The 21,588-nt window shown below is 58.3% G+C and carries 20 protein-coding genes; 11 read left to right on the forward strand and 9 right to left on the reverse strand.

Features of this window, described 5'->3' with window-relative positions; genetic code table 11:
• Positions 1-16 precede the first annotated feature (16 nt).
• Complete coding sequence (locus RUM8411_RS00540; protein WP_085820692.1) at positions 17-970, forward strand: radical SAM protein; 954 nt, start codon at positions 17-19, stop codon at positions 968-970.
• Here the strand turns inward: RUM8411_RS00540 and RUM8411_RS00545 are convergent, their stop codons facing one another.
• Complete coding sequence (locus tag RUM8411_RS00545; RefSeq protein WP_085820693.1) at positions 971-1,666, reverse strand: lipid-binding SYLF domain-containing protein; 696 nt, start codon at positions 1,664-1,666, stop codon at positions 971-973.
• Positions 1,667-1,770: 104 nt separating this feature from the next.
• Complete coding sequence (locus RUM8411_RS00550) at positions 1,771-2,040, reverse strand: usg protein (RefSeq protein ID WP_085820694.1); 270 nt, start codon at positions 2,038-2,040, stop codon at positions 1,771-1,773.
• Positions 2,041-2,263: 223 nt separating this feature from the next.
• Here RUM8411_RS00550 and gyrA point away from each other — a divergent pair, with 223 nt between their 5' ends.
• Positions 2,264-4,963: a DNA gyrase subunit A gene (gene gyrA / locus RUM8411_RS00555; RefSeq protein WP_234995114.1), complete on the forward strand. Its 2,700-nt coding sequence runs from the start codon at positions 2,264-2,266 to the stop codon at positions 4,961-4,963.
• A 61-nt stretch (positions 4,964-5,024) separates the two neighbouring features.
• Here gyrA and RUM8411_RS00560 read toward each other — a convergent pair whose 3' ends face one another.
• The 4 genes from RUM8411_RS00560 to RUM8411_RS00575 all read right to left on the reverse strand — a co-directional run bounded on the left by RUM8411_RS00560 (position 5,025) and on the right by RUM8411_RS00575 (position 9,352).
• The gene (locus RUM8411_RS00560) at positions 5,025-5,915 is read right to left on the reverse strand and encodes a CE1 family esterase (RefSeq protein ID WP_085820696.1); all 891 of its coding nucleotides are present in this window, start codon (positions 5,913-5,915) and stop codon (positions 5,025-5,027) included.
• Positions 5,916-5,917: 2 nt separating this feature from the next.
• Positions 5,918-7,387, reverse strand: a complete 1,470-nt coding sequence (locus RUM8411_RS00565) for a carboxypeptidase M32 (protein WP_085820697.1) — start codon at positions 7,385-7,387, stop codon at positions 5,918-5,920.
• A gap of 5 nt (positions 7,388-7,392) precedes the next feature.
• The gene (ctaA, locus tag RUM8411_RS00570; RefSeq protein WP_085820698.1) at positions 7,393-8,538 is read right to left on the reverse strand and encodes a heme A synthase; all 1,146 of its coding nucleotides are present in this window, start codon (positions 8,536-8,538) and stop codon (positions 7,393-7,395) included.
• Between the two features lie 70 nt (positions 8,539-8,608).
• Positions 8,609-9,352, reverse strand: coding sequence for an RNA methyltransferase (locus tag RUM8411_RS00575; RefSeq protein ID WP_085820699.1), 744 nt, complete (start codon positions 9,350-9,352; stop codon positions 8,609-8,611).
• A gap of 152 nt (positions 9,353-9,504) precedes the next feature.
• Between RUM8411_RS00575 and RUM8411_RS00580 the strand changes: the two genes are divergently transcribed.
• The 4 genes from RUM8411_RS00580 to RUM8411_RS00595 all read left to right on the forward strand — a co-directional run bounded on the left by RUM8411_RS00580 (position 9,505) and on the right by RUM8411_RS00595 (position 12,725).
• On the forward strand, positions 9,505-10,125 hold the full coding sequence (locus RUM8411_RS00580) for a thiamine phosphate synthase (protein WP_085820700.1): 621 nt from the start codon (positions 9,505-9,507) through the stop codon (positions 10,123-10,125).
• A 53-nt stretch (positions 10,126-10,178) separates the two neighbouring features.
• Complete coding sequence (locus tag RUM8411_RS00585) at positions 10,179-11,072, forward strand: PfkB family carbohydrate kinase (protein WP_085820701.1); 894 nt, start codon at positions 10,179-10,181, stop codon at positions 11,070-11,072.
• The gene (locus tag RUM8411_RS00590) at positions 11,069-11,983 is read left to right on the forward strand and encodes a pseudouridine-5'-phosphate glycosidase (protein ID WP_085820702.1); all 915 of its coding nucleotides are present in this window, start codon (positions 11,069-11,071) and stop codon (positions 11,981-11,983) included. Before RUM8411_RS00585 ends, RUM8411_RS00590 begins: the two co-directional genes overlap by 4 nt.
• A 64-nt stretch (positions 11,984-12,047) precedes the next feature.
• Complete coding sequence (locus tag RUM8411_RS00595; RefSeq protein ID WP_085820703.1) at positions 12,048-12,725, forward strand: DUF502 domain-containing protein; 678 nt, start codon at positions 12,048-12,050, stop codon at positions 12,723-12,725.
• Here the strand turns inward: RUM8411_RS00595 and RUM8411_RS00600 are convergent, their stop codons facing one another.
• Both RUM8411_RS00600 and RUM8411_RS00605 read right to left on the reverse strand, forming a co-directional pair.
• Positions 12,726-13,751 (reverse strand): patatin-like phospholipase family protein, encoded by a 1,026-nt coding sequence (locus tag RUM8411_RS00600; protein ID WP_085820704.1) that lies wholly within the window; start codon positions 13,749-13,751, stop codon positions 12,726-12,728.
• A 15-nt stretch (positions 13,752-13,766) separates the two neighbouring features.
• On the reverse strand, positions 13,767-14,540 hold the full coding sequence (locus RUM8411_RS00605; RefSeq protein WP_085820705.1) for a 3-hydroxybutyrate dehydrogenase: 774 nt from the start codon (positions 14,538-14,540) through the stop codon (positions 13,767-13,769).
• Positions 14,541-14,832: 292 nt separating this feature from the next.
• Between RUM8411_RS00605 and RUM8411_RS00610 the strand changes: the two genes are divergently transcribed.
• Together RUM8411_RS00610 and RUM8411_RS00615 are read left to right on the forward strand one after the other, a co-directional pair.
• The gene (locus tag RUM8411_RS00610; RefSeq protein ID WP_085820706.1) at positions 14,833-16,647 is read left to right on the forward strand and encodes an extracellular solute-binding protein; all 1,815 of its coding nucleotides are present in this window, start codon (positions 14,833-14,835) and stop codon (positions 16,645-16,647) included.
• Positions 16,648-17,186: 539 nt separating this feature from the next.
• On the forward strand, positions 17,187-17,423 hold the full coding sequence (locus RUM8411_RS00615) for a hypothetical protein (protein WP_085821062.1): 237 nt from the start codon (positions 17,187-17,189) through the stop codon (positions 17,421-17,423).
• Here RUM8411_RS00615 and RUM8411_RS00620 read toward each other — a convergent pair.
• Positions 17,412-18,035, reverse strand: a complete 624-nt coding sequence (locus tag RUM8411_RS00620) for a helix-turn-helix domain-containing protein (RefSeq protein WP_085820707.1) — start codon at positions 18,033-18,035, stop codon at positions 17,412-17,414. The two genes, RUM8411_RS00615 and RUM8411_RS00620, sit on opposite strands and share 12 nt — an antisense overlap.
• A 65-nt stretch (positions 18,036-18,100) precedes the next feature.
• Between RUM8411_RS00620 and RUM8411_RS00625 the strand changes: the two genes are divergently transcribed.
• The 3 genes from RUM8411_RS00625 to RUM8411_RS00635 all read left to right on the forward strand — a co-directional run bounded on the left by RUM8411_RS00625 (position 18,101) and on the right by RUM8411_RS00635 (position 21,558).
• Positions 18,101-19,618: a class I adenylate-forming enzyme family protein gene (locus RUM8411_RS00625; RefSeq protein ID WP_085820708.1), complete on the forward strand. Its 1,518-nt coding sequence runs from the start codon at positions 18,101-18,103 to the stop codon at positions 19,616-19,618.
• Positions 19,615-20,274, forward strand: coding sequence for a DsbA family oxidoreductase (locus RUM8411_RS00630; protein WP_085820709.1), 660 nt, complete (start codon positions 19,615-19,617; stop codon positions 20,272-20,274). Before RUM8411_RS00625 ends, RUM8411_RS00630 begins: the two co-directional genes overlap by 4 nt.
• Before the next feature lie 75 nt (positions 20,275-20,349).
• Positions 20,350-21,558 (forward strand): multidrug effflux MFS transporter, encoded by a 1,209-nt coding sequence (locus RUM8411_RS00635; RefSeq protein WP_085820710.1) that lies wholly within the window; start codon positions 20,350-20,352, stop codon positions 21,556-21,558.
• Positions 21,559-21,588: the final 30 nt, after the last annotated feature.

Here is a 21,588-nt window from a genome sequence, read left to right on the forward strand (position 1 = left end):
AGAACCGGATACCGGAATGAAAGACAACGCCCCTCAGAGCGCCAATATCGGCAAATTTCAGGACAAATCAGTAACAGCTGACGGGCAAACGCGGGCCTCCGTGGCGCTGAGCAACCCCGAGACATTGTGGTTCAATACCGGAACCCTGTGCAATATCGAATGCGTCAATTGCTATATTGCCAGCAGCCCGACCAATGATGCGCTGGTCTATATCTCGGCGGATGAGGTGCGCGATTATCTGGATCAGATTGAAACTCGCAATTGGCCCATTCGCGAAATCGGATTCACCGGCGGCGAGCCGTTCATGAACCCCGAGATGATCGACATGACCCGTGCCGCGCTGGAGCGCGGCTACGAAGTGTTGATTCTGACCAACGCCATGCTGCCGATGATGCGCCGCAAGATGCGTGAGGGGCTGCTGGAGCTGCAGCGCGAGTTTGGCAATAAACTGACCCTGCGGATTTCAGTCGACCACTACCGCCCCGAGCTTCACGATAAGGAACGCGGCAAAGGCAGTTTCGCAAGGACCGTGACCGGAATGGAGTGGCTGCGTGACAACGGTTTCAACATGGCCGTGGCCGGGCGCACTGTCTGGGGTGACAGCGACGCCGAAAGCCGTGCCGGGTATGCAGCGTTCTTTGTGCAGCACGGGTTTGACATCGACGCGCAAAATCCCGGCATGACCGTTCTGTTCCCGGAAATGGACGAAACCGTAGAGGTGCCTGAAATCACCAACGCCTGTTGGGGCATCCTGAACAAGTCACCAGACGCGGTGATGTGCGCCAGCGCCCGTATGGTGGTCAAACGCAAAGGTGCTGAAAAACCAGCTGTTCTGGCCTGCACCCTACTGCCTTATGAACCCGAGTTCGAAATGGGCCACACCCTGGCCGAGGCGGAGGCGGATGTGCACCTCAACCACCCGCACTGCGCCAAGTTCTGTGTTTTGGGCGGGGCCAGTTGTTCGGGCTGATCAGTTCAGTTCGGGCGATTTCCAGAATTTTGTACCGGACGCACCGGCCGACACGCGCCAGCCTGTTTTCGACAGCTGAAAGAATGATCGGCCGTCAGTAAAGCGCACGGTCTCTGCGGTACTTTCGTCTCCGTACATCGCCCCCGTTTCAGCGGTGGCATCGTAACCATCCGCGATAAACTTATCCAAGTCGGTCGGGGTTTCGAACATGATCACGAACTTGGATTCGAACCCGCCAATGCCGATCGCCCCACCGACACCGCCTGTTCCCATGTTCATATATGTGTGCTGACCCGTATCTTTCGAAATCGCCACGCCGCGCCCATAGCCAGCTGAAACTGGGAACACCGTAACCTTACGAGAATCAAAAACTGCGTAACCGGCGCAGATTTCATACAGCGATTGCGCTTTTGGGTTTTCCGCCAATAGTTGATCCAGAATTTCGGTGGCCATCCCATCCAGCTTGGCGCGTGTCTCTTCAGGAGTGGCTTCGTTGCTCAGCAGTTCTGAAGTCGAGTCCACAGTGCCCTCGACAGCGTTCACGCCTTTATCAATGGTATTGCCAACAGCATCAGCCCCTTGCCCGATGGCAGTGGCGGTTTTCTCGGCACCTTTTTTGATTGTGTCCAAAACGCCGTCAGCTGCGGCGGGGCCGCTGAGACAAACGGCAGCGGCAATAAACAACAATCTGGGCATGGGTGATTCCTTATCTGACCGGTCGCGTGGTCAACACCCTAGCCCACGCACCCGCGAATGAAATACGCTGAAGTACTTTTGTGGCACTCAATCTGGCCCAGCTGTCAATTTACCCGAAACTCACCCACGACATTGCGCCATTCCCCCGGTGCGACCATCTTGCGATGCGTGAACCGGACGGAATGCAGCGGGCCTTCCATTTCGCGTTGCCAAAAGTCGATGAAATCGAACAGCTTAGGATGATCCGGCGCCAGGTCGTATTCTTGCCAAATGAACGTGTTCAGAACGTGGATATAGTCGGGCATTCGGTAGAAGAATTCCGCCGTCGTCAGCCCGTATCCCTTGAGCATTAATTCAGTTTCGCTTTGCTCCATGCAGACCTCCAATTTCTTGCAAGGTCTCTTCATCATAACACCAAAACTGCCTAACCCTTAGTTAACAATATGTTACGCAGATGTTACCGGGGTATTTCATGTGCAAAATCGTTGCCTGCTTGCACCTTATGTGCCGGGTCTGATAAGGTATATCCACAAGATATAGACCCAGCACAATAAACGGGCAGTTTACGTGAGCGATACGCCAGAAATCCCCGAAAACATGGATGAAACCCCGCCCGAGCGCCCCGTTTACGACGGCCCGACGGTGTCCATCGAATCCGAGATGCGCACGTCGTATCTCGATTATGCGATGTCCGTCATTGTCAGCCGCGCGATCCCCGATCTGCGCGACGGGTTGAAGCCGGTTCATCGCCGTATTCTTTACGCGATGCATGAAACCGGGAATACGCACGACAAATCGTACCGTAAATCGGCCCGTCCGGTCGGCGACGTGATGGGTAAATACCACCCTCATGGCGACAGCGCGATTTATGACGCACTGGTGCGGATGGCGCAGGATTTCTCGATGTCGCTGCCGTTGCTGGACGGTCAGGGCAACTTTGGTTCGATGGACGGCGATAACCCGGCGGCCATGCGCTATACCGAAGTGCGGATGGACAAACCGGCCGCATCCCTTTTGGCCGATATCGAAAAAGACACGGTTGATTTTCAAGACAACTACGACGGCAAAGACAAAGAACCGACCGTCCTGCCCGCGCGGTTCCCGAACATGCTGGTCAACGGTGCCGGTGGTATCGCCGTCGGTATGGCGACCAACATCCCGCCGCACAATTTGGGTGAGGTGGTCGACGCCACGCTGGCCCTGATTGACGATCCGGACCTGACATCGGAACAGCTGATTGATTACGTCCCCGGCCCCGATTTCCCAACCGGCGGCGTCATGCTGGGCCGGTCCGGCGCGCGTAAGGCCTATCTGGAGGGTCGTGGCAGCGTCATCATCCGGTCAAAGACCCGCGTCGAAGAGATCCGAAAGGATCGCTATGCCATCGTCGTGGATGAGATTCCCTATCAGGTGAACAAAGCCTCGATGATCGAAAAGATCGCCGAAGCCGTGCGAGAAAAGCGGATCGAAGGCGTCGCCCATGTGCAGGACGAATCCGACCGCAATGGTGTGCGGGTTGTCGTCGAACTGAAACGCGACGCGACGCCCGAAGTGGTGCTGAACCAACTTTTCCGTTTCTCGCCCATGCAAACCTATTTCGGCTGTAACATGCTGGCCCTGAACGGTGGTCGGCCCGAGCAACTGACCCTGCGCCGGTTCCTGACCAGCTTCATCGATTTCCGCGAGGACGTGGTCGCCCGCCGCACCGCCTATCTTTTGCGCAAGGCGCGCGAGCGCAGCCATATTCTGTGTGGTCTGGCCGTGGCCGTGACCAATATCGATGAAATCGTCACAACGATCCGTCAATCGGCTGATGCGTCTGAGGCGCGGGAAAAGTTGATGACGCGGCGCTGGCCGGCGCAACCTATTCTGGAATACATCGCACTGATCGATGATCCGACCCACACTGCAAACGAAGATGGCACGTATAACCTGTCGGAAACGCAAGCCCGCGCCATTCTGGAACTGCGGTTGCAACGCCTAACCCAGATCGGCGTCAAAGAAGTCACCGACGAGTTGGAAGAACTTGCAGGCAAGATCAAGGAATACCTTGAGATCCTGTCCTCACGCGAGCGCATCATGTCCATCATCGGTGATGAACTGCGAGAGGTCCGCGAGCAGTTTGCCGTAACCCGCCGCACCGAGATCGTCGACTGGTCTGGCGACATGGATGACGAGGACCTGATCGAACGCGAAGACATGGTCGTGACGGTCACGTCAGGCGGCTATATCAAGCGGACCCCGCTAGCTGACTTCCGGGCGCAAAAGCGTGGCGGCAAAGGACTGTCGGGCATGCAGACCAAAGAAGAGGATGTCGTTACCAACCTCTTCGTGGCGAATACCCACACGCAGTTGCTGTTTTTCACCACGGATGGGATGGTCTACAAGCTCAAGACCTGGCGCCTGCCGCAATCCGGGCGCACCGGCAAAGGCAAGGCCATCGTCAACATCCTGCCGATCCCGACCGGGGTTTCCATTGCGGCGATCATGCCCGTGGACGTGCCGGATGAAGAATGGGAAAACCTGCAGATCGTCTTTGCCACCAGCGCCGGTGACGTCCGCCGCAACGCGCTGAGCGATTTCACCAACGTCAAACGCAACGGCAAGATCGCCATGGACCTGCCCGAGGGCGTGGAACTGGTGAATGCGCGCATCTGTTCGGAAGACGACGATGTAATGCTGGTGACAAACTCCGGCCGGGCAATTCGGTTCCAGACCACTGCCGTGCGGGTCTTCAAAGGTCGTAAATCCACCGGTGTGCGTGGCATCAGGCTGACAAATGGCGACCGTGTCGTTTCCATGTCAGTGATCCGCCATTTCGAGGCCACCTCGGACGAACGCGCCGCTTATCTCAAGATGCGTCGCCTGATGGCCGGTGTCACGGACGAAACCGAAAGTGATGAGGATGAGGGCAACGCCGACAGCGTCCTGCCACAGGAGCGGTATGCCGAAATGTCCGCAGCCGAGAACCTAATCCTGACCATTTCCGCAAGCGGGTCTGGCAAGCTCAGTTCCAGCCACGACTACCCGGTTCGGGGACGTGGCGGCATGGGCGTGGCCGCGATGGACAAGGCGATGCGTGGCGGCGAATTGGTTGCCTCTTTCCCGGTTGAGATGGACGACCAGATCATGCTGGCCACTTCAAAGGGTCAGTCAATCCGCGTTCCGGTCGAAGGGATATCCTTCCGTTCGCGCAGCGCAGGCGGTGTCAAAGTGTTCAACACCGGCAAGGGTGAAGTTGTCGTCAGCGTTGCCTGGATCGCCGATCAGGGCGATGAGGACGAGACGGAAGAATAGCCGCACCCTTGAAATTTTTCGTCGGTGGGCCACAAGAAAACGCCTTGTGGTCCGTTGTCATTCACTCGGTAAGACCGTCAAACCAATCAAGCATTAACCCAACCCATATCTCTGGTATTCCATGTCCCCCCGGATGGGCGATCACCGATATGTTTTTGTCTTCAGCGAATCCATCATAGCTACGTTGGTCATAACCCTTCGCATGGGAAACCTTTACCGTATCGCAGTTTATAGCGACGGCCATGCCTTCAACGGTTTCAACTGCGCCTAGATAACCCGGCCACCCTATAGTCGCACCGGAGCCAGCAAATGGAATGACGGTGTCGGCATACCCGTGGCTGTGCAGCACATCGAACTTGAATCCTGAAGTTTGACATGGGCCTGGCCGACCTCGCACAGGAGTTCCTCCAATCGGTGCAAATGCCCGCAGGCGCGTGTCAATTTCGGAACAGGCCAAATACCACGCAAAACTCCCGCCGCGTGAATGGCCCGCGACGACTATGCGCTCCGGATCAATTGGAAAACGCTTGACCGCATCGTTAACGACGTCGGAGCTAAAACTAAAATCAATCCAATCATAGTTTTCGGCATTCCAGACCCAACCGGTTCCCGGTCCGGTAGCATAGTCTATTTCAAGAGCCGTCGGTGCGACTATGGAATATCCACGTTCCAGAATTGGCCGAACCAAAGCGCTATTCTGAATGGTCAGTTGGCCAGTACCTCCAGATCCGTGGAAAAAGAGAACTACGGGAAACGGGCCATCGCCTTTCGGGATCAATGCACTGTAATGGCGCCCAGCCACATCGCAAGGAGCACCGAGGCTACCACAATCCAATGGTTGATACAGGTACGCCAGTGAATCTTTTGTTTGAGGGCCTTGCGACGCCAAGAACAAGGCGATTGCAGATGTTGAAACGACCGCGAATCTTACCAGAAACTTGCCACTAGGCATCCTCACAACTCATAAAGCGCCCCAAACTTCTGCTCCAGATACTCCAGCAACGGCTCAGGCCCCGGTTCGACACCGCTGGCGCGCTGGATTGTGTCGCGGGGTGCATAAAGCCCGCCGTAACACTGAAGATTATCCCGCAACCATCCTGTCGCACCGGACGTGTCGCCCTGTGCCAATTGCCCGCCCAGCCCCGGAACCGCTGCGCGCAAGGCCTGATTCAGACACCCGGCATAGACATTGCCCAACGCATAGGTCGGGAAATATCCAAACAGGCCCACCGACCAATGCACATCCTGCAAACACCCGTTCGAGGGCCTATCGACCCCATAGCCGAAATCAGCCTTGAATCGGTCATTCCAGGCGGCCTCGAGGTCGCTAACCTGCAGGTCACCGCTCATCAAAGCGCGTTCTAAATCAAAGCGCAGCATGATGTGCAGGTTGTATTGCACCTCGTCGGCCTCGGTGCGGATGTACCCATTATGGACACCGTTTACAGTGGCATAGAACGCATCGGCGTCTGCAATTCCGAAATCGCCGAATGCGTCGGTCATCTGTTCAAACAGCCAGCCAGTGAAGGCACGGGACCGACCCAGTTGGTTTTCGTAAATCCGGCTTTGGCTTTCGTGCACACCCATCGACACGCCCTGCCCCAAAGGTGTCAACAGATAAGCCGGGTCGATGTTTTGTTCATAAGCGGCGTGGCCGACCTCGTGAATGGTCGAATAGAAACAGTTGAACGGGTCGGCCTCATTGGTACGGGTGGTAATCCGCACGTCCAACCCACTGCCAGAGCTGAACGGGTGAACGGCCTTGTCAACCCGACCTGTGGTCAGATCGTACCCGAAGGTTTCAGCCAGCTTTTGAGACAGCCGCAACTGGGTCGGTTCGTCAAAGGTCCCGGTCAAGGCTGCGGGTCTGGCTTTGTCCAGAACAGCCGCGCGCAAGGCCACCAGACGCGGGCGCATCTGGTCAAATATCCGGGCAATCTGAGTGCCGGTCGTATAGGGCTCATAATCTTCGACCATGGCGTCATAAATATCGCCGCCCTGAGCCAGCGCCGCGCCCTCTTCGCGCTTAAGAGCGACAACTTCTTGCAGAACGGGCAGGAACGCCGCCACATCCTCGTGCGCACGCGCTTGCGCCCATGTGCCTTGCGCCGCCGAGGTGACCCGGGCGATGGCTTTCGCCAGGTCAGCGGGCACCTTGATCGTACGCTCGTACGAGCGGCGAATTTCTCGCAGTTGTGCTTTGCCAACGTCGTCCTGTGGGTCGGCTTGCTCCAGCCACTCAGCCACGCGAGGGTCTGATCGACGCGCGTGCAGGACTGCTTCGATTGCGGCCATTTCCTCGGCGCGTTGCGGGGTGGCCCCGCGCGGCATGACGGTTTCCTGATCCCATCCCAACCGCCCGGCGATTTGCCCCAGCGCCGAGGTTTCGCGTTGAAAGGCCATCAGGTCGTCGTAAGCGCTCATCAGGGTCAAGCTCCGCGAATTGAGGTTGCAATTGGATAGGCCGTCAGGAAGCGCGCGCGCAGGATCAGGGTCCAAACGACAACGGCCATGAACTGATGGAAAATGGCAATCTGCCATGGGGCTGCGTAGACAACCGTCACGATGCCTACAACAACCTGCAGTGACAGGGCTGCAAAAGCCGCGTTAAAGGCAAAGCGCGTCTGCGGATGAGCGCTGGTGCTGCCGCGTCGCCAGACCACAAAACCAAATGCAAACAGCAGATAACCGGCGCAGCGATGGATGAACTGCACAAGGCCGGGGCTTTCAAAGAAGTTCCGCCACATCGGTTCCAGCATTGTGGCATCAGGTGGAAAGACCTGCCCGCCGATCAGCGGCCAATCAGTATAGGACCGCCCGGCATCTATACCCGCCACCAGCGCACCGATCAGGATTTGCAGGAAAGCGAAATGCATCAACCCGGTGGACAGCGAGAACAGCCTGGCCTCTTTGGCGCGCCGCGCCTGCATCAGATCGCGCTCTTCACGGCCCAGCTCAAAGATGTACCAGGCCAGAAAGCCCAGGATCACAAAAGCCAGCCCCAGATGCGTGGCAAGACGATAGCTGGCAACGGCGGTCATCCCCTCGCCCTGCGTCACGCCCGAGGCGACCATCCACCAGCCAACAGCACCCTGAACCCCGCCCAATACGCCGGGGATCAGCAGTTTCGTGGTCCATCCGGTGGGAATCTTGCGTGCAATCAGAAATCCAAAGAACCCAATCGCCCAAACCAGACCGATCACACGGCCCAGCTGACGGTGACCCCATTCCCACCAATAGATGGTTTTGAAATCACCCAGCTCCATCCACTGGTTCTGGATTTGCCACTGGTCGATCTGTTTGTATTTGTCGAACTCGGCCTGCCAGTCAGCCTCAGTCGTAGGCGGAATGGCCCCGGTGATCGGTCGCCATTCAGTGATCGACAGCCCGCTGTCGGTCAGGCGCGTCAGCCCGCCCACGGCGATCATCACAACCACAAGTGCAAACAGGATCATCAACCAGGCGCGAATGGCCCAGCGCGCGCCACCCCGGCCGCGATCAATCATACCGGGTTGAACGGCCTGTTGTTTTTCGGTGTCCGAGACGTCTTCGAAGATGCTGCGCTTTCCGCTCATGCTGTCCTCATGTCTTGATTTCGTCGCAAGCTAGGGCTGTCGGGGGCCGAGGTCCAGCCTCAGCCGTGGTTTAACCCCGGTCTTTCCAGCGGACCATCTGCCGCATGACACCGTGCAGCATCTGCACATCCGCCCGTGTCATCCGCATCCGTGACCACAGGTTGCGCAGGTTGGTCTTCATGCCTTCGGCTTTTTCGGGCGGATAAAAGAAGCCGGCCTCCTCCAGCCGGTCCTCATAATGTTCAACTAGTTTCTCAACCTCGACACCTGTGGCCCAATCGCCCTTGCCCAGATCGGTGGCCTCATGCACCACATCGCCGGATTGGCGCATCCACTCATAAGCGGTCAGCAACACGCATTGGCCCAGGTTCAGCGAGGCATATTCCGGGTTCACCGGGACCGAGATGATGGCGTTGGCCTTGGCGATATCCTCGTTCTCAAGCCCGGCCCGTTCGGGGCCGAACAGGACGGCGACCTTCTCGCCCGCCGCCACCTTTTCCGCGGCGATCTGCATGGCGCGTTCGGGGCTGTAGACCGGTTTGGTCAGCCCGCGCTGCCGGGCCGTGGTGGCAAAGACAAAGGTGCTGTCCGCCAGCGCACCAGCCAGATCGTCATACAACTGCGCTTCGTCCAGCAAACGTCCGGCCCCGCTGGACATGGCAACCGCCTTGGGGTTCGGCCAGCCATCGCGGGGTGCCACTATCCGCATACGATCCAGACCGAAATTCCACATCGCCCGCGCAGCGGCACCGATGTTTTCCCCCATCTGGGGGCGCACGAGCACGAAAGAAGGCTGGGATGTATCGCTGGGCATGGCTGTCTCCGAAAACTTGGCTTGCTGTAAGCGGCGCACCCTGTCAGGGCAAGCCATTGAAGCAGCAATTCCCGCACTAATAGGTATAAAAGTTTGCTTCCCCGCCGCAATCGGCTAAACCGCGCAAAAGACTGAAAGCGAAGGACGCGCCAATGGACACCCCCGAGCAGCCGCAGATTTACCTGATCACCCCACCCGCGATCACGTTGAGCACCTTCCCCGACCAATTGGCCCACGTGCTGGACGGTGCAGATATCGCCTGTATCCGAATGGCACTGGCTGGTGGCGATGAAGACACCATCGCCCGTGCTGCCGATGCCTGCCGCGAGGTGGCCCATGCGCGTGACGTTGCACTGGTGATCTCGAACCATGTTCTTCTGGCACAGCGACTGGGGCTGGACGGGGTCCACCTGGACGACGGCGCACGTTCGGTTCGGGCCGCCCGCAAGGAACTGGGCGCCGACGCGATTGTTGGCAGTTTCTGCGGCACTTCTAACCACGATGGCATGAGCGCTGGCGAAGCAGGTGTGGATTATGTGGCGTTTGGCCCCGTCGGGGCATCAACGCTGGGCGATGGCACCACAGCAGAGCACGACTTGTTCAAGTGGTGGTCCGAAGTGATCGAGGTTCCAGTGGTAGCCGAAGGCGGGTTGACCCCGGACCTGATCCGCGACCTGAGCCCGTGCACCGATTTCTTTGGCGTCGGAGACGAGATCTGGTCGCAAGATGACCCGCTGGCCGCGCTGACCACCCTGACTGACGCCATGGGCTGACGCTGTGAGCGTTAACCCTTGCGCCTGCGTCGGGGCTGCGGCATGAAACCGACATGAAAAGTAACAGCGAAATCCTGTGTACCGGCTCGGTCCTGTGGGACGTGATTGGACGCTCGGCCAGTGCCATGCGGCACGGATCGGACGTGCCGGGGCGGATCACCCGCCTGCCCGGTGGTGTGGCCATGAACATCGCCATGACGTTGGTGCGGTTCGGCATGACCCCAACCCTGCTGACCGCCATTGGCCGCGATCCCGAAGGGGATGAGCTGGTTAATTCATGCGCCCGGCTTGGGATGGTCACAGACCACATCTATCGCTCGCAGGATCTGCCCACTGACCGGTATATGGCCGTCGAAGGTGCCAACGGTCTGATTGCCGCAATCGCTGACGCGCATTCGCTGGAGGCGGCAGGTGCCAAAATCCTGCACCCATTGCTGCACGGGCCGCTGGGTGATGAGACCACGCCGTTTAAAGGCCCCATTGCGCTGGACGGCAACTTGACACTGAATCTTCTTGAGGAAATCGCCCAAAGCCCTGCTTTTGCGCGCGCCGATCTGCGCGTGGCCCCAGCCTCGCCCGGTAAGGCCGAACGCCTGCTGCCGTTTCTCAAACATGCCCGCGCCACGCTTTACGTGAACCTGGAAGAGGCCGGCATTCTGTGCCAGCGCGAATTCAAGGATTCCGACAGTGCCGCCAAAGGCCTGCTAGACCGCGGCGCGGTGCGGGTTCTGGTCACCGACGGCGGCAATTCAGCCACCGTCGGTAATGCCGAAGGCATCCTGACCCAAACGCCCCCTTCCGTTCTGGTCACCCGCGTGACTGGCGCGGGCGACACCTTCATGGCAGCCCATATCGCATCCGAGGTCAGCGGCGCGTCCAGCGATACCGCCCTGAACCGCGCCTTGCACGCCGCCGCAACTTACGTTTCCGGAGAGACACCACTGTGATCGACATCCACTATTCCGCCGAAGTCCGCGCCGCCAAGGATGCGGACCAGCCCATCGTTGCACTGGAAAGCACCATCATCACCCACGGCATGCCCTACCCACAGAACATCGAAGTGGCAGCGCAGGTTGAACAGGACATTCGCGATTCTGGTGCCGTTCCGGCCACGATGGCCGTGATCAACGGTACACTGCATGTCGGGTTGGAGGCGGACGACCTGAAAGCTTTGGGTCAGGCCCAGGGCGTCGCCAAACTGTCCCGCGCCGATATGGCGGCTTGCTTGGCGACCGGCGGCACAGGGGCCACCACTGTCGCTGCGACGATGATCGCCGCACAATATGCCGGGATCGAGGTCTTTGCCACCGGCGGTATCGGCGGTGTGCATCAGGGGGCCGAGACCTCGTTCGATATCTCGGCCGATCTGCATGAGCTGGCGCAAACTCCGGTCACTGTTGTGGCAGCAGGGGCCAAAGCCATTCTGGACCTGGCAAAAACGCTGGAAGTGCTTGAAACATTGGGCGTTCCGGTCATTGCCTTCGGTCAGGATGAGTTCCCGGCCTTTTGGTCCGCCAGGTCTCCGCTGGCGGCTCCGCTGCGAATGGACAGCGCCGAAGATATAGCCAAAGCCCATGCCACCCGCCGCGCGCTTGGCCTGCCTGGCGGTCAATTGATCGCCAACCCGATCCCTGCCGAAGATCAGATCCCGTCAGACGAGTTGGCACCAATCATCGCCTCAGCCCAGGCCGACGCGGATGCCCACCGGATTACCGGAAAGGGTGTCACGCCCTATCTGCTGCAGCGAATTTACGAACAGACCAAGGGCCGCTCGCTGACGGCCAATATCGCGCTGGTCCGGAACAACGCCCGGCTGGCTGCAGGTATCGCGCGCGCCCTGTCCGGCCAAAGCGATTGACATAAACCTATTGTACCAAGGCACCGGACTGCTTAACTAAATCCGCAAACCACTCAGGACCGCAATGAACACGCCGTTTGACCAAGAACCCAATCGACGCCCGGGCCTGTTTTCCCGGCTGCGCGCGTCATTTCTGACGGGCATCGTTGTCATTGCGCCTGTCTGGCTGACCATCTGGCTGATCTGGTCCGTGGTCGGTTGGATCGACAGCGCTGTGCTGCCGCTGGTGCCGCAGCAGTTTCAGCCACAGGAATATGTAGGCGTCAATCTGCGTGGCGTTGGGGTGATCATCTTCCTGATCTTCACCATCTTGGTAGGTTGGGTCGCCAAGGGTATCCTGGGCCGGTCGCTGATCCAGCTTGCCGAAGGTCTGGTGAACCGGATGCCAGTGGTCCGGTCGGTTTATTCCGGTATCAAACAAATCTCAGAGACGGTATTCGCGCAAACCGAACGGTCCTTCGACAAAGCCTGCCTGATTCAGTACCCACGCCGGGGCATCTGGGCCATCGGCTTTATCTCGACCACCGCCAAGGGTGAGGTCAGTGAACGTGCCGAAACCAGCGACCAGATGCTGAGCGTTTTTGTCCCCACCACCCCAAACCCGACATCGGGTTTTCTGCTGTTTTTCCCGACCGAAGACGTCATCATGCTGGACATGTCGATCGAGGATGCCGCCAAACTGGTGATCTCTGCCGGTCTGGTTTATCCCAACGACAAAGACCCCACGGAACCGCCTGAATAATCAGCCAAACATCTCGGGCAGATCGACTGTGCTGCGCTGACCCAGGTCCGTTTTATGAGCGGCTAGAAACCCATCTGCCGCCGCGCGCCCAGCCTCTTTCAGTTTGTGCAGTACAATTGGGTTCGGCACGGTTTTTGTCGCCACCGACAGGTCATTCATCAACGCGTCATCAGCGATCATATGCACAAGAACGCGGTTCATCTCGCCCGCGTTCAGCTTGCCCTCGGACAGCAGTCGTTGAACAAAACTGATCGCCCGCAACTCCCGAAACAGCGATGAGTTAAAGCTGATCTCGTTGATCCGGTTCTGGATTTGCTGTGGCGTCTTCGGGACCTCATCCCGCTCCAATGGATTGATATTCACAATCACAACGTCGTCGGGCAAATCATTGTTAAACAAAGGATACAAGGCTGGGTTTCCGGTGTAACCGCCGTCCCAATACGCTTCAGTCCGGTCGGTTTTGGGGTCGTATATCTCAACTGCCTGAAACAAGCTTGGCAAACAGGCCGAGGCCAGAATGGCATCGGTCGAGATTTCTTCGCCGGTAAACACCCGGATCTTGCCGCTGCGCACACAAGTCGCACAGACAAACAACTCCGGCCCTTCGTCGGCGCAAATCTCGCCAAAGTTGAACTGGTCTACCACCGGCTCCAGCGGGTTGCGGTAAAACGGGCCATAGGCATAAGGCGACACCATCCGCGACCAGGCATCGCCAATTGAAAAGGGCAGTGAATACTCCATCGCCTGAGCGATCTGAGACGGTTCAATCGTCTGCATCCAGTTGGCAAGGCGCATATCCCCCACGGCCCCCATAAGCGCCCAGAGCCCATTCAGATTGGCCCGAGCCCCGTCCCGGCCCGCATGTACCATGCCGGATTTGAACGCAGCACCGTTCAGCGCCCCTGCCGAGGTCCCGGTGATCGCTGCGATCTCGATATCGTCTTCGTCCAGAAACCGGTCGAGAACGCCCCAGGTAAAGGCGCCATGCGCCCCGCCGCCTTGCAGTGCCAGATTGATGCGTTTCAACTTGGTCCTCCTAAATCAAAGGGCCGTCCAGCCCCCGTCCACCGAGATTGTGGTGCCGGTGATCTGCGCCGCAGCATCCGAACACAGGAAGATCGTGGTGCCGCCCAATTGTTCGACCGTGGCAAACTCTTTTGACGGCTGTCGCTGCAGCAGGACGTTCTTGACCACGTCCTCGCGGCTCATGTTGTATTCCTTCATCGTGTTCGGAATCTGCGCCTCGACCAGCGGGGTCAGCACATAGCCGGGGCAGATGGCATTGCAGGTGATCGGTTCTTGCGCTGTTTCCAGTGCCACGGTTTTGGTCATACCAACCACACCGTGTTTCGCCGCCACATACGCCGCCTTGAACGGAGACGCCGTTAACCCGTGCGCCGAGGCGATGTTCACAATCCGGCCCCACCCGGCCGCGCGCATCATCGGCAAGGCCGCCGCCATCGTGTGAAAGGTCGAGTTCATGTTGATCGCGATGATCGCATCCCATTTGTCGACCGGGAACTCATCTATGGGTGCCACGTGCTGGATGCCCGCGTTGTTCACCAGAACATCGCATGCACCCGCCTGCCGGATCAGATCACGGCATTCTTCGGCCTTTGTCATGTCCGCCTTGATGTAGCGCGCCTTGGTCCCGGTCTCTTTTGACATCTCGGCAGCGATCGCGTGATCCTCGTCGCGGTCGGTGAATGAGTTCAGAACAACATCAGCCCCGGCCTTTGCCAGCTCCCATGCGACCCCCAGACCGATCCCCGAATTCGACCCTGTGATGATCGCAGTTTTCCCCGACAGGCTCATGAGTTTTCTCCCGCAAAATCCGTTTCAGCTGCACAGTGCCATGCTGCACCTGCAAAGAAAACGGGAAACATCTGGTGACCGCAATCGGGTAGAAACAAGCCCAAAAAAAACGCCCGCACGAAGCGGGCGTTAAGTTATTGAGGCAGGTTTCATACAGGCAAGAAACCTATCGAGCAGTGGAACCTTTATAAGCAATTCCTTGCATTCATCCAAGCTAAAAGTTTGATAATAAGAAAAATCATCGGTACGGTGAATCCCAACAAAATAAGGCCAGAGCAGGATTGTTTCCAAAATGCGCCCCGATTATCTACGCCCCGTTCGCCTTGTGTTCGCGGGAATCGCTTCCGTTTTTATTGCCACAATTGCCCATGCAGAATCGGCTCATGGCATAGCTATGTACGGGGACCCGGCCCTTCCACCGGATTTTGTGTCCCTACCCTATGCAAACGCCAACGCGCCAAAAGGCGGCAAGGTCGTGTTTGGGAATACCGGGGGCTTTAACACACTCAACCCCTTCGTGCAAAAAGGCACCCCGCCGTGGCAGCTAAGATTTTGGACCCATGAAAGCCTGATGGGTCGTTCCTGGGACGAACCTTTCACTCTTTACGGCCTGTTAGCCGAATCAGTTGAGACGGCGCCGGACCGGTCATGGGTCGAATTCACCCTGCGTGACGGCGCCCGATTCTCGGATGGCACACCGGTCACGGTTGACGATGTCATCTGGTCGTACGAGACGTTGGGAACCGAGGGGCATCTGCGCTATCGCGGGTTGTGGGACAAGATCGACAGTATCAAACAAACCGGCCCACGCTCGGTTCGGATCACCTTTAACGAACCAGATCGTGAGCTGGCGCTGCTTGCGGGCCTTCGCCCGATCCTGCAACAGGCACAATGGCAAGGGAAAGACTTTGCCAACGCCCCGCTGCAAGATATCCCAATCGGTTCAGGCCCCTATGTGGTCGAGGATTATGAGGCCGGTCGCTATGTGAACCTGCGCCGCAATCCAGACTATTGGGGCACGGATATTCCCTTTCGCCAGGGCACCATGAACCTGGACGAAATGCGGATCGAGTTTTATGGCGACGGCACCGTTCTGTTCGAGGCCTTCAAGGCCGGAGAACTGACTGCCGTACGCGAATTCAACGCCGATAAATGGGCCAACCAATACAGTTTCCCTGCTGTTCAGCGCGGCGACGTGATCAAGACCGAGATCCCGCACGGCAAGCCGTCGGGCATGACCGGGTTTGTGATGAACACGCGCAAGGCCCCCTTTGACGACTGGCGCGTGCGCGAGGCGCTGCTGCTGGCGTTCAATTTTGAGTTTATAAACGACACCATCACCGGCAGTGCGCAACCGCGCATCACCTCATATTTCGCAGGCTCGGACCTGGCGATGCAGCCTGGCCCGGCAACCGGACGGGTTGCCGAACTGTTACAGCCCTATGCGGATGACCTGCCCCCCGGTGCCCTGGACGGTTATGACCTGCCTCAGGGCGACGGCACAGCCCGCAACCGCTCCAACGTCCGCGCGGCGACAAAACTGCTGAATGAGGCGGGCTGGACCATTCAGGACGGAGCGCTGCGCAATCAGAACGGCGACTTGTTCAAGATCAATGTCCTGTTGCAGCAGGGGGATACTGAAAGCGAAACCGCGATAGAAATGTATACCCGCGCGCTGGAACGACTGGGGATTCAGGTGACCACCGAACGGGTGGACAGTGCGCAGTTTGCTGGCCGCAAGACTGAGCTGGACTTTGACATGACCTTCTTCCGCCGTGCATTGTCCCTGTCGCCCGGAAATGAGCAACGCCTGTACTGGGGCAGCGAAAACGCGGACACACCCGGCACGCGCAACTTGATGGGCGTTGCCTCGCCGGCTGTAGACGGGCTGATCGACGCGATGCTGGCTTCGGATAGCCATGAGGAATTTGTCGCTGCCACCCGCGCGCTGGACCGTGTTCTGACCGCAGGGCGCTATGTCATTCCGATCTGGAATTTTGATGTTGGCCGCATCGCCCACGCCAAAGAACTGAAACACCCTGAAATCCTGCCGATCTATGGCGACGGGCCGGAATACATGCCTCAGATGTGGTGGTATGAAAAGTGATGGCAAAAAGGACCGGCTGGCACTGATTGGTCTACCTGTGCGGGGATCAGTGTCTGAACGGCTGCGATCCGAAAGCCACCGCGCCCGCAAAACCAGCGATCCATGACCATCGGCGGAAATTGGCACACGGGCCTGAGCACACTTGATATTGTGGCGCGTACGCAGGCGGGCCGCCACAAGTAGAATTGACACCTATTTTCAGCCAGTGCCAAATTTTCTTCTACAAGAGGCTTTACGTAAAGCGCCTCTGCGTTATAGCCTGCGGATCAAATGGCACGGCGCCTTGTCGATTTAATTCAGCGAATCTCATGGGATAGCATTTTCGCGGGCGCTTGAAACCCAGGTTTTACGGACCGGCCTCCACTCACTCCAAACCTAGGTCCGTCGGCCCGTTGCGGATTGCCCGCAGCGGGTCACTTGCCCCCAGGTTGGCCTCATCCGGCTGCGACGTTTTGTCATGCACTTGCATTGCTGAACCGTTCGTACCCTCAAACTGAGGACCGGGCAGCCTTGAAACCCAAGACATGGAAAGCTTGCTTATGTTAAAATGGACTGATTTGACGCAAGACTGGGACGCCATGTACACGCGTGCAAAGCGGCGATTTCCAAACCTTCGCGATCAGGACAAGCGGCGGCTAAGCCGAGACCGCAAGGGGTTCGAAGTATACCTCGCCGAACGCCACCACCTGACCGTGAACGAAGCCCACGAAGAGCTGGAGGACTTTTTGTTCACCGAAGGTTTGAACCGCGAGTTTAGCAGCGCCTTAGGTAAGTGATGTCACCCAAAGGATCGTTGCATCTTCGTCGCTGATGGAAATTACGTTGTGGCCCATGCTGCCATCGTAATAGGCACTGTCACCCCGTCGCATTTCGACGGGCTCGTAAAATTCAGTAAACAGCTTCACCACACCGGTCAGAACATACAGAAACTCTTCGCCGTCATGGCGCACCCAGCCGTCAAACTCGTCCATTGACCGGGCCCGCACGCGGGCGCGATAGGGCAGCATCTGCTTTTTTGTCAGCGTCTCAGCCAACAACTCGTGCTCGTAGGTGACCGTTGGGTGGCTGGTCCCCTCGCCCATCCGAGTGACAGCCATCCGGCCAATGACCTGGTCGCGCTGCGGTGGGGTGAACAACTGAGGTACGGATATCTCCAACCCGGTCGCCAGTTTTTTCAGCGCGTCGTAGGTCGGCGACATCTGGCCATTCTCAATCTTGCTGAGCGTTGACCGCGCCAGCCCTGCTTGCGTTGCTGCCTGCTCCAGCGTCCAGTTCCGCGCTTTGCGCAGCTGGCGCACGCGGGCCCCCAGATCTAGCGGCTCAAGTTCTGTGTGGTCCCCTGAATCGCGGGCGATGCGGATCAATGATGTCTGTTCTCGCGTGGTCATGGGCCACTCTATAGGCGTAGCCTGTCATGCTTGCAACGCGCCATGCACCGCGATAGCCAGTTGCCATGCTATCTGTATTCGATCACGGCCCGCCTCTGGCCTGCCCTACGCCGTTTAATCTGGCTGCGCATGTGCTGCGGCAGGCCGATCAAAACGCAAACAAAATCGCGCTTTCCGTCCTGCGACATGACGGGACCGAGGATTGGACCTATCAAGCCCTGCAATCAGCCATTCTGGGAACAGCCACGGGGTTGTTGCGAGCGGGGTTGAAACCAGGTGACATCGCGTTGATGCGGCTGGGCAATACGGTCGATTTCCCTATCGCCTATCTTGCAGCGATCGCGGTCGGGATTGTGCCGGTTCCCACATCGTCGCAGCTGACAGACCCTGAAACGGCCCGCATGGTCGAGGATCTGAGTCCCGCTGCCATTCTCAGGGATCCGTCGGTCGCCTGTGCGCCGCATCCTGTTCAGATCGAGCTGTCCGATCTGTCCCAAATGCGCGACCTGCCGCCCGCCGCGCTCCAAATGGGTGACCCGGACAAAATGGCCTATGTGGTCTACACCTCGGGCACCTCAGGCAAGCCGCGCGCCGTGGCCCATGCCCATCGCGCCATCTGGGCGCGCCAGATGATGGTGGACGGCTGGTACGGGCTGCGTGACACCGACCGTCTGTGCCACGCCGGGGCATTCAACTGGACCTACACTCTGGGAACCGGGTTGATGGATCCCTGGACTATCGGCGCCACCGCCCTGATCCCCCAGCCCGGAACCGCGCCGGAAGATCTGCCTGCACTGCTGCGTCAGCACAGAGCGACAATATTCGCGGCCGCCCCCGGCGTGTTCCGCAAACTATTGAACACGCCTGAGGTCCTGCACTTGCCCGACCTGCGCCACGGCCTATGCGCCGGAGAGAAGCTGTCACGGCATTTGCATGCTAGATGGGCCGAGGCATCCGGGACCGAACTGTACGAGGCTTATGGCATGTCGGAGTGTTCGACCTTCATCTCCTCCAGCCCCGATCATCCGGCCCGCGGAGAATCCCTGGGCCAGCCGCAACCCGGCCGGCGCATTGCGATTCTGGGACCGGACGGACCTGTCCCGCAAGGGCAGGAAGGCACCATCGCCATTCACCGGTCAGACCCTGGCCTGATGCTGACCTATCTGAACGCCCCGCAAGAAGCCAATTCCCGCATGCAGGGCGACTGGTTCCTAACCGGAGATCAGGGCGCAATGGCTGTCGATGGGCAGATCACCTATCTAGGGCGGGATGACGACATGATGAACGCAGGCGGCTATCGTGTCTCCCCGGTCGAGGTCGAGGCCGCGCTGGCCAAATTCCCCGGAATAACTCAGGTCGGCGCCGCTGCGGTTGAAGTCAAACAGGACACATTTGTGATTGCCGCCTTCTATACTGGTCCGGAAAAGCTGGACGACAACGCCTTGCAGACATATGTCAAAGCAAACCTGGCGCGGTACAAACAGCCGCGCGCGTTCATCCATCTGCCTGAATTGCCGACCGGCGGTAACGGCAAACTCCTGCGCCGGGCTTTGCCGGCCTATTTCAAGGCGACCCACCCATGACCCAGACCGTCAAGCTTGATATCATGTCAGACCCGATCTGCCCATGGTGCTATATAGGCAAGACCCAATTGGACAAAGCTCTGGCCGCTGTTCCTGATCATCCTTTTGTCATCGAATGGCATCCCTTTCAGCTGAACCCCGACATGCCGGATGCAGGCATGGATCGGCGCGAGTATCTTGAGCGAAAGTTTGGCGGCAAAAAAGGCGCCATCGAGGCTTATGCCCCAGTGGTTGAACATGCCGAAAAAGCCGGACTGAGTATCGATTTTGAAGGGATGAAGCGCACACCCAATACGCTGGACGCTCATCGCCTGATCCATTGGGCCGGGATCGAGAACAAGCAGAATGCCGTGGTGGATGCCCTTTTCGACGCCTATTTCGTGCAAGCCCGCGACATTGGCGATCACGAGGTATTGGCCGATATCGCAGACCAAGCGGGAATGGACGCCGCGGTGGTACTGAAACTGTTGAAATCCGATGCCGACCGCGAAGATATCAGTACCCGCGACACCCATTCGCGCCAGATGGGCGTCAGTTCTGTTCCGACCTTCATCGTTGCCAACCAGCATGCGGTTCCTGGTGCGCAACCCCCTGAAATGTGGGAAAGAGTGATCGGAGAGATAAAGTCTCAACTTGAGGCTTCCTCTGCAAATTAGCACAGACCTCTGTGCAATTTGGTCCCTAGCGCCGCCTGACTTGCCATGATAGCGCCATCAGGTCAGGAGGGCACAATGGCCAATCGCATGTCTCGGGGGGAATTTGTCGCGCTTGTCGCAATGATGTTTGCGACAATTGCGTTTTCGATCGACTCGATGCTGCCCGCTCTGCCCAAAATCGGGGCACAGTTAAGCCCCGATGATGTCAACAAAGCTCAGCTGATCCTGACCTCCTTTGTTCTGGGCCTGGGGGTTGGTACATTTTTCACTGGCCCCTTGTCTGATGCGTTTGGACGCAAGCCAGTTATCTATGTCGGATCGGCGCTGTACATCTTGTCCGCCGCGGTTGCGTGGGCCAGCTCCTCGCTCGAAGTGCTGCTGATAGCACGTATCTTTCAAGGCGTTGGATGTTCGGCTCCACGGGTGGTCGCCATGGCGATTATCCGCGATCTTTATTCCGGCCGCGAAATGGCACGCATCGTGTCCATCGCCATGATGATCTTTACACTGGTGCCCGCCATCGCGCCGATGTTGGGGGCCGGTCTGATCGCCCTGACCGGATGGCGTGGTATCTTTGCGTCTTTCATGCTGTTTTCGCTGATCACAATCGTCTGGATGGCGCTGCGCCTCCCCGAGCCTCTGGCCGTGGAAAACCGCCGCCCCTTGCGCTTGCCGCTGATGATTGACGCAGCCAAGCAGATGGTGACACATCCGACGGTTCGAATTTCCATCATGGTTCAGACCCTATGTCTTGGGATGCTGTTCACCATGCTGGTCATGGTTCAGCCGATCTATGACGTCGTGCACAACAGTGCCGACAGTTTCCCGTTCTGGTTCGGCTTTGTGGCGTTGATGTCTGGCTCTGCCAGCTTGTTGAACGCCGCTCTGGTCGTGCGGTTGGGAATGCGCCGGATTGTTACCTGGGTCTTGGGCGCGCAGATACTATTCACGGTTGCGGTGATTGCCCTGAACTCGATGGATCTGTCCTCAACCTTGTCTTTCGCATTGTTCGTCAGCTGGCAGACGGCTCTTTTCTTCATGGCCGGCATGACGATGGGCAACCTCAATACCATCGCGATGGAACCGATGGGCCATATCGCCGGTATGGCTGCTTCGGTCATCGGGGCGATTTCGACGGTTCTGGCAGCAGCGATCGCCGCCCCGATTGGTTTGTTGTTTGACGGCTCGATCGCGCCTCTGGCGTTTGGCATTTTGATTATGTGCACCCTTGGCTTCGGCCTGATGCTGCATATGGGCCGGATCGAAGACAGAGTACCCGCCTGATCTGTGCAGAGGTGATGATTCACGTTAATC

Origin of the sequence: Ruegeria meonggei (assembly GCF_900172215.1) — a bacterium.
In the GTDB taxonomy this organism is placed as follows: Bacteria; Pseudomonadota; Alphaproteobacteria; order Rhodobacterales; family Rhodobacteraceae; genus Ruegeria; species Ruegeria meonggei.

Bases quoted from the DNA above. Each gene is read 5' to 3' on its own strand.
- RUM8411_RS00610 (WP_085820706.1), top strand. From the start codon at position 14,833: ATGCGCCCCGATTATCTACGCCCCGTTCGCCTTGTGTTCGCGGGAATC.
- RUM8411_RS00575 (WP_085820699.1), bottom strand. From the start codon at position 9,352: ATGCCCAGCGATACATCCCAGCCTTCTTTCGTGCTCGTGCGCCCCCAG.
- RUM8411_RS00545 (WP_085820693.1), bottom strand. From the start codon at position 1,666: ATGCCCAGATTGTTGTTTATTGCCGCTGCCGTTTGTCTCAGCGGCCCC.
- RUM8411_RS00565 (WP_085820697.1), bottom strand. From the start codon at position 7,387: ATGAGCGCTTACGACGACCTGATGGCCTTTCAACGCGAAACCTCGGCG.
- RUM8411_RS00540 (WP_085820692.1), top strand. From the start codon at position 17: ATGAAAGACAACGCCCCTCAGAGCGCCAATATCGGCAAATTTCAGGAC.
- RUM8411_RS00580 (WP_085820700.1), top strand. From the start codon at position 9,505: ATGGACACCCCCGAGCAGCCGCAGATTTACCTGATCACCCCACCCGCG.
- RUM8411_RS00630 (WP_085820709.1), top strand. From the start codon at position 19,615: ATGACCCAGACCGTCAAGCTTGATATCATGTCAGACCCGATCTGCCCA.
- RUM8411_RS00605 (WP_085820705.1), bottom strand. From the start codon at position 14,540: ATGAGCCTGTCGGGGAAAACTGCGATCATCACAGGGTCGAATTCGGGG.
- ctaA (WP_085820698.1), bottom strand. From the start codon at position 8,538: ATGAGCGGAAAGCGCAGCATCTTCGAAGACGTCTCGGACACCGAAAAA.
- RUM8411_RS00595 (WP_085820703.1), top strand. From the start codon at position 12,048: ATGAACACGCCGTTTGACCAAGAACCCAATCGACGCCCGGGCCTGTTT.
- RUM8411_RS00615 (WP_085821062.1), top strand. From the start codon at position 17,187: ATGTTAAAATGGACTGATTTGACGCAAGACTGGGACGCCATGTACACG.
- RUM8411_RS00635 (WP_085820710.1), top strand. From the start codon at position 20,350: ATGGCCAATCGCATGTCTCGGGGGGAATTTGTCGCGCTTGTCGCAATG.
- RUM8411_RS00560 (WP_085820696.1), bottom strand. From the start codon at position 5,915: ATGCCTAGTGGCAAGTTTCTGGTAAGATTCGCGGTCGTTTCAACATCT.
- RUM8411_RS00620 (WP_085820707.1), bottom strand. From the start codon at position 18,035: ATGACCACGCGAGAACAGACATCATTGATCCGCATCGCCCGCGATTCA.
- gyrA (WP_234995114.1), top strand. From the start codon at position 2,264: ATGGATGAAACCCCGCCCGAGCGCCCCGTTTACGACGGCCCGACGGTG.
- RUM8411_RS00625 (WP_085820708.1), top strand. From the start codon at position 18,101: ATGCTATCTGTATTCGATCACGGCCCGCCTCTGGCCTGCCCTACGCCG.
- RUM8411_RS00585 (WP_085820701.1), top strand. From the start codon at position 10,179: ATGAAAAGTAACAGCGAAATCCTGTGTACCGGCTCGGTCCTGTGGGAC.
- RUM8411_RS00550 (WP_085820694.1), bottom strand. From the start codon at position 2,040: ATGGAGCAAAGCGAAACTGAATTAATGCTCAAGGGATACGGGCTGACG.